The organism is Ochrobactrum teleogrylli, from assembly GCF_006376685.1.
In the GTDB taxonomy this organism is placed as follows: Bacteria; Pseudomonadota; Alphaproteobacteria; order Rhizobiales; family Rhizobiaceae; genus Brucella; species Brucella teleogrylli.
This window is the reverse complement of the sequence record NZ_VEWL01000008.1, coordinates 30,458-43,264: the sequence shown is the minus strand read 5'-3', so window position 1 is coordinate 43,264 and position 12,807 is coordinate 30,458. Positions and strand designations below refer to the sequence as shown.

The following is a 12,807-nucleotide window of genomic DNA, read 5'->3' as shown; positions in this document are numbered from 1 at the left end:
CGGTGGGGACGCAGCTGATCATTTCGATTTCAGGAAAATGTCGAGCCCGACCAGACGGTCGAGCAGGAAGATAGCAAACGCGGCGCAGGCGATGAAAACCACGGAAATCGCTGCGAGGTCAGGCGTGATGATGGATCGGATCGAATTGTAGATTTGCACCGGCAGGGTGACGATCCGGGCGTCAACCAGAAGCAGGCTCACCAGAAATTCGTTGAGCGCCAGAATGAACATCAGCAGCGATCCGCTGATTACACCCGGCACCACGACCGGGAGCGTCACAAAGAAAAATGTCGATATCGGCCCTGCCCCGCAATTTGCGGCGGCCAGTTCAAGGTCAGCATCGAGATTGGCCGCACTTGCCGTCACAGCCCAGATCATGAAAGGCAGATTGATGACGCAGGCTGCAATCCCGACTGGCCAAAGTTGACCCAGAATACCGGCATGCCCGAAGACCAGCATCAGGCCGATACCAGAACCGATCAGCGGGATCGTGAAGGGCAACAGCAGATAAATCTGGATCGTCTTTTCAAAGCGCACCGCATATTTGGCCAGCGCGATACCGGCCAGCGTTCCGACAGGAATAGCGACGATTGTGCAAATGAAGGATACATAGAGGGAACGCAGGAATGCATCCCACAAATCGCTTGTCCCGACGATCTTCTGATACCATTTCAAGGAAAACCCTTCGGGCGGGAAGGTGATCATATTGCCCGACGTGAAGGACGCTCCAAGAACCACGATTGTTGGTGCAGAGAGAAGCACCAGCACCGCAATTACAAAGGTCCAGATAACGACAGACTTGGACAATGGAGCGGTCATTTGCGCGCCCTCCCCATGGCGAGCGTTCCCGCACCGAACAGGGTAAAGACGATCCCGACAAGAATGGAACCGACACCGACCAGCAGCAGCGCCAAAGTCGCGCCCAGCCCCTGATCGGATGTGCGGAAGAACTGGTCATAAATGGCGTTGGCGATAAAGTCCTGAGAGCCGCCACCAAGGATTGCCGGAATGGCAAAATCGGTCAGCGAAAGCGTCATCACCACCAGCCCCGCGCCAATCAGGCCGGGACGCGCCATGGGCAGCACAACATGCGCAAATGTCCGCATCCAGTTCGCACCAAGCGAACTTGCCGCCGCTTCCATTTCTTCTGGTATGGCCGTCAGCGCCGGCGCCAGCATCAGGACCGCGAATGGCAGCATATATTGCACAAGTCCGAACAGAACTGCCGGATAGTTATAAAGCAGGCGCAAGGGTGCGATGCCGACGAGACCGAGCGCCTCATTCACCATGCCCTGATTGCCCAGAATGATGAGCCAGCCATAAGCCCGCACCACCTGCCCGATGAAGAATGGCAGAAAAAGCGCGATCAGCAGGAATTTACGCAAGGCTGCCGAAGGCGTTCTGACCATCAGATAGGCATAGGGAAACGCCAGAATGAGCGTGAAAAGCGTAACGACGAGAGATCCGAAAAGGCTGCGCCAGGCAACTGTCGCAAAGAGGGATTCCGTCAGTGCGCGCTTGTAGTTGGCAAGCGTGTAATAGTCCGACATCAGGAATGTCGACGTGTCGAGTGTACGCAGGCTGGTGTCTGCTATCTGGATCAGGCCGAGCACCAGCAAGCCCACCAACACGATGGCCGGAAACAGCATCAGATAGGGCACAGCACGGTTAAACCGCGCGGGCCATAGAAAGGCTGCGATTGCTTCCAGCGCATCCATGATACGCCAAACCACCGGATAGGCAGAGCGTGCCGCTCGCATGTTTCAATTCCTGAATATTTGCCTTGAGATATCGGGCATAGGGATCGCCCTCATCGGGCGATCCTTGTTGTCTATCGAGCTGGATCAGCCCTGCATGATCGCTTTGAACTTGGAGAACCACTCGCTCTCGTTCTCAACCTGTACCTTGGCCGAGATGCGGATGAGATGCTTGAAATCCTCGTCCTTGGTCGGATAAGCCGGATCGTTCACCAGATCGGCGGGCGGCGTCAGACCCGGCACCACACCCGGCAGGCCGAGGCCGTCGAGCCAGACCTGCTGCGCATCCTTGGTCAGAGCGAAGTTGATATATTCCTTGGCCCAGTAGAGCTCGTTTTCCGGCAGACCCTTTGGAATCCACAAACCATCGGTGTCGAACTTCGCGCCTTCTTCAGGCACGGTCCAGTCGATCTTGACACCGTTTTTCTGGGCTTCGCGCGCATTGGTCGAAATGGTGCAGGCGAGATCGATTTCACCCTTCTGGAACCAGGTGGTGAAATCCGGGTCTTCACCGAGCAGCGGCTGCTGCTGCTTCACCTTGGCGATGAAATCCCAGGCTGCCTGCATATTGCCCGGAATGTCTTCCAGCTTGCCGCCCCCGGCAACCTGTGCCGGGAAGTGGAAACCAATGCCGTCATTGTAAAGCGCGATGCGTCCCTTGAACTTCGGATCAAGCAGAGCATGCCACGACTTCGGCGGGCCATCCGGGAATGCTTCCGGGCGATAAGCCAGCACATAGACATAGCCATAGGTATTGACGATCGGATAACCGTCGAGGCCGACCGGCTTGGCAAGATCGGTAGTGTTTTTCAGATTGGACAGGTCCGACAGATCTTCCGTCACGCCACGCAATGCCGATTTGGTTGCATTGGTCGTCGTATCCCAGTTGACATGGATCGGCGGAATACGCTTCTGCGCTACCGCTGCCCAAAGCTTCGGCTGAATTTCATTGTCTTCCGTCAGATCGTGGCGGATTGAAATGCCGGTCTTCGCCGTAAATGGATCGGAAACGCCCGCCTTCAGCGCATCAACCCAGCTGCCACCCCAGGCGCGCACGATGAGTTCTTTCGGCTTTGCAGGCTCTTCCGCGAAAGCGCGGGAAAGGCCAAGCGAGGTGGTTCCGGCAGCAGCGGCCATCGCGCCTGCGCTTTGCAGAAAGCGGCGGCGGTCGAGTATCAAAAAGGGCTTCTTCACAGCGCTCATTATGTTCTCTCCTCTAGGGTTTTGTCTGTAATCTGGTGTTCATTTTATGCTGCAAAAACGATGAGATCGCGTGCATTCCAGCCGAGCGTGACGGTCGCGCCTTCTTCAAACTGGCTGTGTCCGACCGGATCGTGATCGAACACGCGCATCAAGGCATCGCCCAGCGCCGGTACGCGCACTTCATACACAATGCGCTCACCTTCAAAGATTGCGTCGGTGACAACACCTTCAAGCGTGGTATCCAGCCCGGCAGCACCTTCAGCATTTGAACCGATACGGATTTGTTCGGCGCGAATGGCACCAGAAACACCATCGCCTGCGGCGACTGGCTTTTGACCGTCACCCAACATACCAACAAGCTTCGGCCCCGCATCCACCTGCACGATACTGCCGTCCACGGACGCAGCTTTCCCGGTGATGAAATTGGTAACCCCGATGAAATTCGCGACAAAAGCGTTGGACGGGTTGCGATAGGTTTCCGACGGCCTTGCCATCTGTTGTATTTCACCGCCATCCATAACGATGATTTCATCCGACACGACCAGTGCTTCACGCTGGTCATGGGTGACGTTAATCGTGGTGACACCCAGTTCGCGCTGGATGCGGCGAAATTCAAGCTGCATTTCTTCACGAAGCTTGCGGTCAAGCGCGGCCAGCGGTTCATCAAGCAGCAGAAGATCAGGCTCGAACACCAAGGCTCTGGCAATGGCGACGCGCTGTTGCTGGCCGCCGGAGAGCTCATGAACGCGTCTGTTGCCGAGCCCGCCCAAACGAACCAGATCGAGATAGCGCTCGACCCTTTCCGGGATAGTCCGGGCATCGAAACGGCGCATCTTGAGCGGAAAAGCCACATTTTCCGCTGCTGTCATGTGCGGAAACAAGGCAAGCTTCTGGAACACCATGCCGATCGAACGCTTATGCGACGGAACCGCACTGACAGCCTGGCCATTGATGAAAATTTCGCCGACACTTGGGCGTTGAAAACCAGCGATCAGCCGAAGCAGGGTTGTTTTGCCCGAACCGGATGGCCCGAGAATGGTCAGGAAACGTCCCTGATCGAGATCGAATGAAGCCGACCGAACGGCATGGAAGCCGTTATAGATCATGCTGACATTCTTGGCCGAGACGGCAGCCGGTCCGATCTTGGCATTGGGGCCAGTTCCGTTTCCGGTGGATTTCATTGATGTTTCCCGTTTCATTCAGAAGCGTTTGAAAACGCCGGTCGTAAGTGTCTCACGTCAGTTTCGGGGAGCCGAAACGCTAGATCGATGCCAGATAGCCGCCGTCGATGGGGATAACCTGACCCGTTATATAAGCGGATGCGGTGCTCGCCAGAAACACCACCGCGCCTGCAACATCATCCATGCGACCGAACCGCCCCTGGGGGATTTTATCCAGCATGGACTTTTGCCATTCTTCATTTTCATAGAAAACGTCCGTCATCGACGTGCGGAAATAGCCGGGCGCGATACCATTGACGCGAATGCCGTGCGGCGCCCATTCCGTTGCAAGCGCGTGCGTCATCCCCATGAGGCCAGACTTCGACGAGCCATAAGGTGCCGCTGTCGGTACGCCAACATAGGAGGTGAGCGAACAAAGATTGATGATTGCGCCGCCGCTTTTGGTATCAGTCATGTGACGCGCCGCCGCCTGAGCGCAAAAGAATGCGCCCTTCAGATTGGTCGAGACAATGCGGTCCCACAGCGCTTCATCGACATCGAGCGAAGGTCGTATTTCTTCATAACCGGCATTGTTAACGAGAATATCAAGACCGCCCAGTTTTGCAGCAGCTTCTGCAGTCACGTCTGCGCAGGCCTCAACATCCCGCACATCAAGGGAAAGCGGCACGCAGGCGCGCCCAAGAGCGGCGATGAGAGAGGCCGTTTCGGTCAGATCGTCGGACTTGCGCGCTGTTATGGCGACGTCGGCCCCTGCCGATGCCAGAGCCTCGGCAATAGCCTGTCCCAGTCCCCGGCTCGCGCCAGTGACCAGCGCCTTACGCCCGCTAAGGTCGAAAAGCGATAAAACCTGCATCATGTTCCCCTATGGACCCTGCCTGAACAAAACATCGCCAGAACTTCTAACCATTCTGCGGGTAATGTTTAGCAATTTTTTATGGTCTCCCCGACATAAAGGCATCTTTTTCGGAACTTGTCTATACATATATATACAAAATAGGAGTTTAGTCTTAGAACGTTCTTTAGCAAGGCGCGCCGCATCCAAGAGCGCGCCATGAGAGGAGAACGAGAAATGACCGATGATCAAACAGCGCTCAACAGTCTGATTCGTCCAGAGATACGCGCCCTTAGCCCTTATAATGCCGGGCTGACCATTGCCGAAGTCGAACATCGCTATCATCCGGCACAAATCGCAAAGCTCGGTTCGAACGAGAACCCTTTGGGTCCTTCCCCGAAAATAGAAGAACTCTTCGTCTCCGTGCACGACCTGCTGAGGCTTTATCCTGACCCGTCCGGTCGCGCTCTGGCGCTCGAAATAGCGCAGGAATTTCAGTTGCCGGAGGATCGGGTTATCTTGGGCAACGGATCGGAAGACCTGATCGGGGTCATCTGCCGATCTGTGCTTCGCCCCGGTGATCGCGTCGTCACGCTTTACCCATCCTTCCCTTTGCATGAAGACTATTCGACGCTCATGGGAGCTGTGGTCGAGCGGGTCGAGGTAAAACAATCACTGGACGTCGATGTCGATGCTCTGGTGGCCGCCGTTGCAAAAGGCCCGCGGCTTGTCATGTTTGCAAATCCGCTCAACCCGGTCGGAAGCTGGCTCGATCCGGAAGCGCTACAGCGGGTTATAAATGCGACATCTCCAAACACTTTGCTTGTGCTCGACGAAGCCTATGCCGAATATGCGGCGGGGGATGATTATCCATCAGCCATAGACCTGTTACGCGGCACCGACCTTAACTGGATCGTGCTTCGAACATTCTCCAAAGCCTATGGGCTGGCAGGCGCACGTCTTGGCTTCGGCCTCACAAGCGACAGCACCTTGCGCGGTTATCTTGACCGCGCCCGCACGCCCTTCAACGCCAATGCGATTGCACAGGCGACTGGATTGATCGCCCGGCGTGACAGCGAACATCTTGCGGCAGGTGTAGCTCTTGCTTTGCGTGAGCGGGCCCGTGTGGCTGATTTCCTCGGTACGCGGCAAATCCGGTTCGCTCCGTCAAAAGGCAATTTCCTGTTCATAGACGTCAAGACGGATTCCGTTGCTTTCGCCGAGAAGCTTTTACGCGACGGCGTCATCGTCAAACCATGGAAACAACAGGGATACACGAATTTTATTCGCGTCAGCATCGGCAGCCCGGAAGAGAACGACCACTTCATGCGTTCGATTGCGCAAATATTCGATGGACAATGAACCGATATTTCTACTGAAAGCAAAACAGGCGACCTGATTACGGTCGCCTGTTTTTTAAGTGTTATGCCTTGCCGAGACGCCTGCGCAATTCCGCATTTTCCGCTCGAAGTTTTGCTGCCAATTCCTTGCGCAGCTTGAGGTTTTCCGCTTCCAGCGCCACAAGCGCTTTCAAATCGTCACCCGCAGAAGGTGTGATAGCCGCTTGGGCTGCGGACTTACCAGCAACGTTCTTCCAGTTGTAATAGGTTTGCTCGCTGACGCCTTCATGCTGCAATACAGCTTTCAGCGTAGCTTTGCCGTTCTCGGTGGCCTTCGCAACTGCTGCAAGAATGGCAGCCCGTTCCGCTGGTGTGTATCTCTTACGAACAGCCGGAGCGGTAACAGCAGCCTCCTTTGCAACTGGTTTCACGACAGCTGCTTTTGGTTCAGCCTTCTTGCGCGGCGCACGGGTGGTCGGCTTGGCGCGCGCCGGTTTTGCTTTCTTCACGAAATATGGTTCGAGATTGGCGCGAACGCGGTCCAGCACCGTCTCGCCTGTCAGATCGGGCACAAAAGTCTTGCCGGTGATCTGTTCGTAGGCCTGAATATAGACCTTCGAGGTCTGCTCGATGAGTTCAAGCGGAATTTCCGGGATCGGGTCGTTATAGGGATCACAACGCTCGGTGACCCAGGCGCGCACGAAATCCTTATCGAAGCTCGCCGGGCGGGTTCCCGCAGCGAAACTCTCTTCATAGCTGTCAGCAATCCAATACCGGCTTGAATCCGGCGTATGAATTTCATCCGCGAGAATGATGCGGCCGCTTGCGTCTGTTCCAAACTCGTATTTGGTGTCGACAAGGATCAATCCATGTTCCGCCGCGCGCGCCTGTCCACGCTCGAAAAGCGCCAGCGCATAACGGGACACGGTTTCCCATTGTTCTGCGGTCAGCAAACCTTGTTCAAGGATTTCCTCACCGGAAAGGGGCTCATCATGTCCGCCGTCGAAAGCCTTGCTTGTCGGCGTGATGATCGGATGCGGCAGCTTTTCATTGTCCTTCAGACCATCGGGCAGTGTGACGCCATACATCTGGCGCTCGCCTTTGCGGTACTTCGTCAGGATCGACGTGCTGGTCGTACCCGCCAGATAGCCGCGCACAACGACCTCAACCGGCAGAATGTCCAACCGTCTGCCAATGACGACATTCGGGTCTGGATAAGCCAGAACGTGGTTCGGGCAAATATCCGCCGTTTCCTCGAACCAATAGGACGCGGTCTGCGTCAAAACCTGACCTTTGAAAGGGATCGATGTCAGGATGACGTCGAAGGCGCTCAGCCGGTCGGTAGAGATGATGATACGGCTGCCGTCCGGCAGATCGTAATTCTCACGAACCTTGCCGTTGTAGCGGTTCGGCAGTTCAGGGATATCGGCGCTGGGGAGAATGCGCAAAGTGCTCATTGGCAGAGGCTTCCGCTGTTGGTTCCGTCTGCCCTTTCGCTTAAACGTGCAGGTGGTTGCCCGTCAAGGATGAAGTCACCCCTATATATCCAACTCAGCACTTTGCGCTTGGATGCGCTTGATCGCCCTGAATGCGCTCGCCCCAGTCCCGCATGCTGATCAAGATGGGCGCAAGAGAATGACCAAGGCCCGTCAGCTCATATTCCACCTTCGGCGGCACTTCCGGAAAGACAGTGCGGTTTATGATCCCGTCAGCCTCCAACTCCCGGAGCTGCAAAGTCAACATCCTTGGTGTCGCTGCTGGAACGAGCCTGCAAAGTGCGTTGAAGCGCAGCTTTCCTTTCAGCAAATGAAAAAGGATTACCGGTTTCCAAACACCCCCGATGACCGAAAGCGTTGCTTCCACCGCGCAGCCTGTTTTGCTGACATTTCGACGCTTGCCGCGCGTCCTGACACTATCATCCATGATACTACATGCCAAATTTGTACGTACTTTTTCAAAGCTCAATATAGGCCTATTTGTTCAGGCATTAAAGGAGACAATGCCGTGCAAAGTTACATTCTGACCGGAAATGAAAATCCACGCCTGAAGCTGGTTGAGAAACAGGGCCGCAAGCCGGGGCGCGGAGAGATTGCAGTCGATTTGCGTGCTGCGTCACTGAACTATCGCGATCTTATCGTCGCGAAGCGTACCAAGGACAGCATTCCCTTGTCCGATGGAGCGGGCGTCGTGTCGGCCGTCGGAGAAGGCGTGACAGATTACGCCATCGGTGATCGTGTGGTCATCGGTTTTATGCCTGAATGGGTTGAAGGCCCCTTCTCCGAGGTGAAGAAGGCTGCAAGCCTTGGCGGCAATACCGTCGATGGTGTGTTGAGTGAGCGTATCGTCGTACCGGCAACCGGGGTCGTACGGATACCGGACCCCATGACATTTGAAGAAGCCTCAACGCTTCCCTGCGCAGGCGTTACGGCATGGTCCGCGCTTTTTGAAAGACGACCTTTAGAGCCAGGCGAAACCGTCCTGCTCCTCGGTACGGGCGGTGTGGCGATCTTCGCCTTGCAGCTTGCAAAAATGGCGGGCGCTCGGGTCATCATTACATCGAGTTCCGACGAAAAGCTGGAACGTGCCAGAAAGCTCGGTGCTGACCACGTCATCAACTATCAGGCACATCCCGATTGGGAAAATGAAGTCCTGCGGCTCACGGGGAATGTGGGCGTTGATCTGGCTGTCGATTCAGCAGGTCCGTCCACGCTGAACAAGACCCTCAAGGCAACACGCTTTGATGGACGCATATCGCTTATGGGCGTCTTGACCGGGTTTAACGGCTCCATCGAAACCGCTGCAATCCTTGAAAAGAGGATAACCTTGCAGGGCATTTATGTCGGCCCGGTTTCCACGCTTGCATCCCTTGTTCGTACTGGCATCAAACCGCAGATCGACAAGGTCTATCCCTTCGGCGAGGCCGAGAATGCTTATAACGCGCTTCAAAGCGCCGGACATTTCGGAAAACTGGTCGTCAAGATCGGACAGTAGTGCTGCAGCCATTTAAGCCGGAATGGTCAGAGGTAATATTCACCATCACCCCTATGCGCGATTTGCCGCATAGGGGTGATGACTATTATCGACTATTTCGCCGCCGCCTTAGCTCCAGCCAGCATATCCGAGAGATTGGCAACGATCCCCGCCGCCTCAATCTGCAGAACGTCCTTGGCGCTCTTGCGGGTTTTCTCAATGGCGATATCTGCGCTCAGGCTTCGCTCGTTGGACTGAAGACCATCATCCGGGCTATTGTTGAAGCCATCATCAGATTTTTTGCGAGCTTTCAGACGGTTTTCTTCCGCCGTCATTTCGTTGCGGCGTTCCGTTTCATTGAGAGAAAGCTCCGTCTTTTCGCGCTGTGCTTTCAACACCGCAATGTCATCCACAAACTGCTGGAACTCAGGATTATCCTTTACCCGGGCGTCGTGAAGGTTCTGCAACTGGGGCAAGAGTGACTTGATATCGCCGGAACGCTTGTATTTTGCCGGTTTGACTTCGCTCCAAGGCAAGGCATTGTCGAAGCTCGACTCGCCAACAGTCTTCAGATCGAAAAGTCCGGGTAGGCTGATATCTGGCGTCACGCCGCGGAGCTGCGTCGTGCCTCCGTTCACGCGGAAGAACTGGGCGATGGTCAGCTTAAGCTCACCGAATTTTGGCTCTGGATTGTGCGCCACCTCGTCAAGATTGACCACGGTCTGCACCGTGCCCTTGCCGAAACTCGGTTCTCCGATAATCACGCCCCGACCATAATCCTGTATCGCCGCCGCAAAAATCTCGGACGCCGACGCCGACCCACGATTGATCAGCACGCCGAGCGGCCCCTGCCAGGCAGGCGTCGACCGATCATCACTTTCCACCTTGACCTTGCCATTGGCATTACGCTGCTGGACGACCGGACCTTTTCCAACGAAAAGACCGGTCAGATCAATTGCTTCCGACAACGAGCCGCCGCCATTGTTACGGAGATCGAACAGGATGCCATCGACATTGTCCTGCTTCAGTTCGGTAATGAGCTTGGCGACATCGCGGCTGGCGCTGCGATAATCCTTGTCGCCTTTTCTGCGCGCTTCGATATCTTCGTAGAAGGCAGGCAAGGTGATAACGCCGATCTTGCGCGTGGCATTGCCATCCTTGACCTCAAGCACCGATTTCTGCGCAGCCTGTTTTTCCAGGCTGATCTTGTCGCGAACCAGACTGATGATCTGGTGCTTCGCGTCCGGTCCTGCATTGGCAGGCAGAATATCCAGGCGCACCACCGAGCCTTTGGCGCCACGGATCAGCTGTACAACTTCATCAAGACGCTGGCCAACCACTTCCTTCATCGGTCCGGTCTCGTCTTGACCGACACCCGTAATGCGATCACCGACTGCGATTTTACCCGACACCTGAGCCGGGCCACCGGCCACAAGCTCGCGGATCGTGATGTAGTCGTCCCGTTCCTGCAAAACCGCGCCGATACCGACGAGAGAAAGCTTCATCGATATATCGAACTCAGCAGAAGCACTGGCGCCGAAATAATCCGTATGGGGGTCAACCGAGGTTGTATAGGCGGCCATGAACATCTGGAAAACATCGTCGCTCTTGTATTTGTAAATACGTTCAAGCGAATTCTGATAGCGCTTTTCCAGCGTTTCGCGGATCGAGGCATCATCCTTGCCAGCCAGCTTCAGGCGCAGCCAGTCATTCTTGACGCGTTTTCGCCAAAGGTCCTTGCTTTCCTCATCCGTTGCAGGCCAAGGTGCCTTGTCCCGCATCAGCGGATAGCTTTCCTGCTCATTGAAATCGAACTTCGTGTTCAACAGGCTGCGCGCATAGGCCATGCGGTCGGTAATGCGCTTTTCATAAACATTGAAGATGGAAAACGGGATGCTCAGATTTTCCTGTTTGATCGCGTCGTCAATCTTGGTTTTGTCCGCCATAAACCCGTCAATGTCGGATTTAAGGAAGATCAGCCGGTCCGGGTCCAACGATTTGATAAACCGGTCCATAATTTTGACCGACAGAGCATCGTTGAGTGGTACTGGCTTATAATGAAAACGCGACAAAAATTCAGAGGTCAGGCGCGCGGCCTGAACCTGCTGCGGCAGCGGCTTGAGGTCCGGCGGTGTGCCAGCCTCGAAAGCAAGTGCAGGTGAAACGGTTGCCAGAAGGAGGCAAAGAGAAGCAAGTTTTAGGCGTTTCAAGTGTTGCCCCGTTGTTCAGCGCGAAATGTACGTATCGATCTATGTGGAGCAATTATGGTTTTTTGGCAACCGCGCTTCCCTCATTGGCGGGGTGTGGCCAAGGTCTTTCACGCCAATCAGTAACGAATGTTCATATTTCTGTGAGGCAAATCCGCGTCCGGCGACTATGCTTTCGCTACGCGCATTTGGGGAAGCCCCGGTAAAGCAGGTCAAATTGGGTTCAACACTTAATCTTGATACGGACGGCTCACCGTCCGACCGCCTGATCATCAACGGCGGCGTGGCATCTGGTTCCACTCGGTTGGAGGTGACGAATGCGGGCGGGCAAGGCGCCATCACCACTGGAAGTGGTATTCTTGTTGTCGATACAGCCAATGACGGAACAAAGGGAGACCGGCGCGATCCATCTCGCGGGTCCAGCCGTGGCTGGCCCTTACGAATACTCGCTTATCGCGGCAGTATTGACGCTTCCGGTCAAGAGAACTGGTATCTCCGATCCGAGCTTACGCCCGTACCCCCCACACCACCAACTCCTCCCCACCAACACCGCCTGTTTCACCCATCCAACCAATCCCGAACCCAACACCTGATTACGGACCAGAAGTGTTCCTTTATGCTCCAATACTTTCGATGGGAGCCATTTATGGCAGGCAGTTGATCGGCTCATTCCCTGAGCGTGTCGGCGAAGAAGAGTAACTCAAAGACCGCAAACCTGGTACAACATGACAACCAGCTCAAACCGGGCGACGGAATTTGGCTTCCCTGATCAAGATGTCAAAGGCTTCGGTATGGCAATGTCAGCTACAGCACGACCTTTGATGCCGACAATTATGCCTGGAATGGAAAGCTCGGCGTGCGCGTGAACTGGTAGGCGACAGTGTTGGCCATAGCTGAACCGGCTTAGCTGTGCAGCATTTCCGATGGAGCAGGCGCCCCAAGCTGGGCACCTTTCCATATTGCAGACGCACCGGGATCGGAGAACAGCAGGCGCAAATGCCCGATGAGCTGCCCGGCGCGCGGGTCCGCTACGCGATAGACGACCGCGCGCGCTTCGCGCCTCCCTTCGATAATACCAGCCTCGCGCAACTCCCCAAGCTGCTGTGACAGGGTCGGCTGGTGAACATCCAGCACGTCTTCCAGTTCGCTTACCGTGCGCTCGCCTTCCAGCAAGACGCACAGGATCGAAAGCCGCACGGGATTGGATATGGCTTTCAGAAAATCAGACGCTGCGCCGACCGCCCGACATTTCACCTTGGGCACATGGGCTTTTGGAGTGGCTTTCTCGTTCATGATCGTCGCGCCCTGCCAAACAAT

General features: G+C 55.5%; 12 protein-coding genes and 1 pseudogene. 3 read left to right on the top strand and 10 right to left on the bottom strand.

What is annotated here, in order from left to right; translation table 11 throughout:
- Positions 1 to 18: 18 nt before the first annotated feature.
- The 5 genes from FIC94_RS13665 to FIC94_RS13645 form a co-directional block, all read right to left on the bottom strand.
- The gene (locus FIC94_RS13665; protein WP_109366057.1) at positions 19 to 819 is read right to left on the bottom strand and encodes an ABC transporter permease; all 801 of its coding nucleotides are present in this window, start codon (positions 817 to 819) and stop codon (positions 19 to 21) included.
- On the bottom strand, positions 816 to 1,760 hold the full coding sequence (locus tag FIC94_RS13660; protein ID WP_140025236.1) for an ABC transporter permease: 945 nt from the start codon (positions 1,758 to 1,760) through the stop codon (positions 816 to 818). The genes FIC94_RS13665 and FIC94_RS13660 overlap by 4 nt, the downstream gene beginning before the upstream one ends.
- 84 nt (positions 1,761 to 1,844) lie before the next feature.
- Positions 1,845 to 2,960, bottom strand: coding sequence for an ABC transporter substrate-binding protein (locus FIC94_RS13655; protein WP_109366059.1), 1,116 nt, complete (start codon positions 2,958 to 2,960; stop codon positions 1,845 to 1,847).
- A 44-nt stretch (positions 2,961 to 3,004) separates the two neighbouring features.
- Positions 3,005 to 4,141 carry an ABC transporter ATP-binding protein gene (locus tag FIC94_RS13650; RefSeq protein ID WP_140025235.1) on the bottom strand — a complete coding sequence of 379 codons (1,137 nt, stop codon included), beginning with the start codon at positions 4,139 to 4,141 and terminating at the stop codon, positions 3,005 to 3,007.
- Between the two features lie 79 nt (positions 4,142 to 4,220).
- Complete coding sequence (locus tag FIC94_RS13645) at positions 4,221 to 4,994, bottom strand: SDR family NAD(P)-dependent oxidoreductase (RefSeq protein WP_140025355.1); 774 nt, start codon at positions 4,992 to 4,994, stop codon at positions 4,221 to 4,223.
- 216 nt (positions 4,995 to 5,210) lie between these two features.
- Here FIC94_RS13645 and FIC94_RS13640 point away from each other — a divergent pair, with 216 nt between their 5' ends.
- On the top strand, positions 5,211 to 6,335 hold the full coding sequence (locus tag FIC94_RS13640; RefSeq protein ID WP_140025234.1) for a histidinol-phosphate transaminase: 1,125 nt from the start codon (positions 5,211 to 5,213) through the stop codon (positions 6,333 to 6,335).
- A 61-nt stretch (positions 6,336 to 6,396) separates the two neighbouring features.
- Here FIC94_RS13640 and FIC94_RS22640 read toward each other — a convergent pair whose 3' ends face one another.
- From FIC94_RS22640 to FIC94_RS13630, 3 genes and pseudogenes are all read right to left on the bottom strand, one after another.
- Complete coding sequence (locus tag FIC94_RS22640; protein ID WP_235892015.1) at positions 6,397 to 6,744, bottom strand: transposase; 348 nt, start codon at positions 6,742 to 6,744, stop codon at positions 6,397 to 6,399.
- 78 nt (positions 6,745 to 6,822) lie between these two features.
- Positions 6,823 to 7,761 (bottom strand): annotated as a pseudogene (locus FIC94_RS13635) (phosphoribosylaminoimidazolesuccinocarboxamide synthase); the annotation flags it as partial.
- Positions 7,762 to 7,864: 103 nt separating this feature from the next.
- Positions 7,865 to 8,278 (bottom strand): winged helix-turn-helix transcriptional regulator, encoded by a 414-nt coding sequence (locus tag FIC94_RS13630; protein WP_371830916.1) that lies wholly within the window; start codon positions 8,276 to 8,278, stop codon positions 7,865 to 7,867.
- Between the two features lie 39 nt (positions 8,279 to 8,317).
- Here FIC94_RS13630 and FIC94_RS13625 point away from each other — a divergent pair, with 39 nt between their 5' ends.
- The gene (locus FIC94_RS13625) at positions 8,318 to 9,304 is read left to right on the top strand and encodes a zinc-dependent alcohol dehydrogenase family protein (RefSeq protein ID WP_235892011.1); all 987 of its coding nucleotides are present in this window, start codon (positions 8,318 to 8,320) and stop codon (positions 9,302 to 9,304) included.
- A gap of 92 nt (positions 9,305 to 9,396) precedes the next feature.
- On the opposite strand, the gene FIC94_RS13620 is transcribed toward FIC94_RS13625, so the two are convergent.
- The gene (locus tag FIC94_RS13620; RefSeq protein WP_140025232.1) at positions 9,397 to 11,493 is read right to left on the bottom strand and encodes a carboxy terminal-processing peptidase; all 2,097 of its coding nucleotides are present in this window, start codon (positions 11,491 to 11,493) and stop codon (positions 9,397 to 9,399) included.
- Between the two features lie 25 nt (positions 11,494 to 11,518).
- On the opposite strand from FIC94_RS13620, the gene FIC94_RS22880 reads away from it, so the two are divergent.
- Complete coding sequence (locus FIC94_RS22880) at positions 11,519 to 12,151, top strand: autotransporter outer membrane beta-barrel domain-containing protein (protein ID WP_140025231.1); 633 nt, start codon at positions 11,519 to 11,521, stop codon at positions 12,149 to 12,151.
- A 242-nt stretch (positions 12,152 to 12,393) separates the two neighbouring features.
- Here the strand turns inward: FIC94_RS22880 and FIC94_RS13610 are convergent, their stop codons facing one another.
- Positions 12,394 to 12,783, bottom strand: a complete 390-nt coding sequence (locus tag FIC94_RS13610) for an ArsR/SmtB family transcription factor (RefSeq protein ID WP_140025230.1) — start codon at positions 12,781 to 12,783, stop codon at positions 12,394 to 12,396.
- Between the last annotated feature and the right edge of the window lie 24 nt (positions 12,784 to 12,807).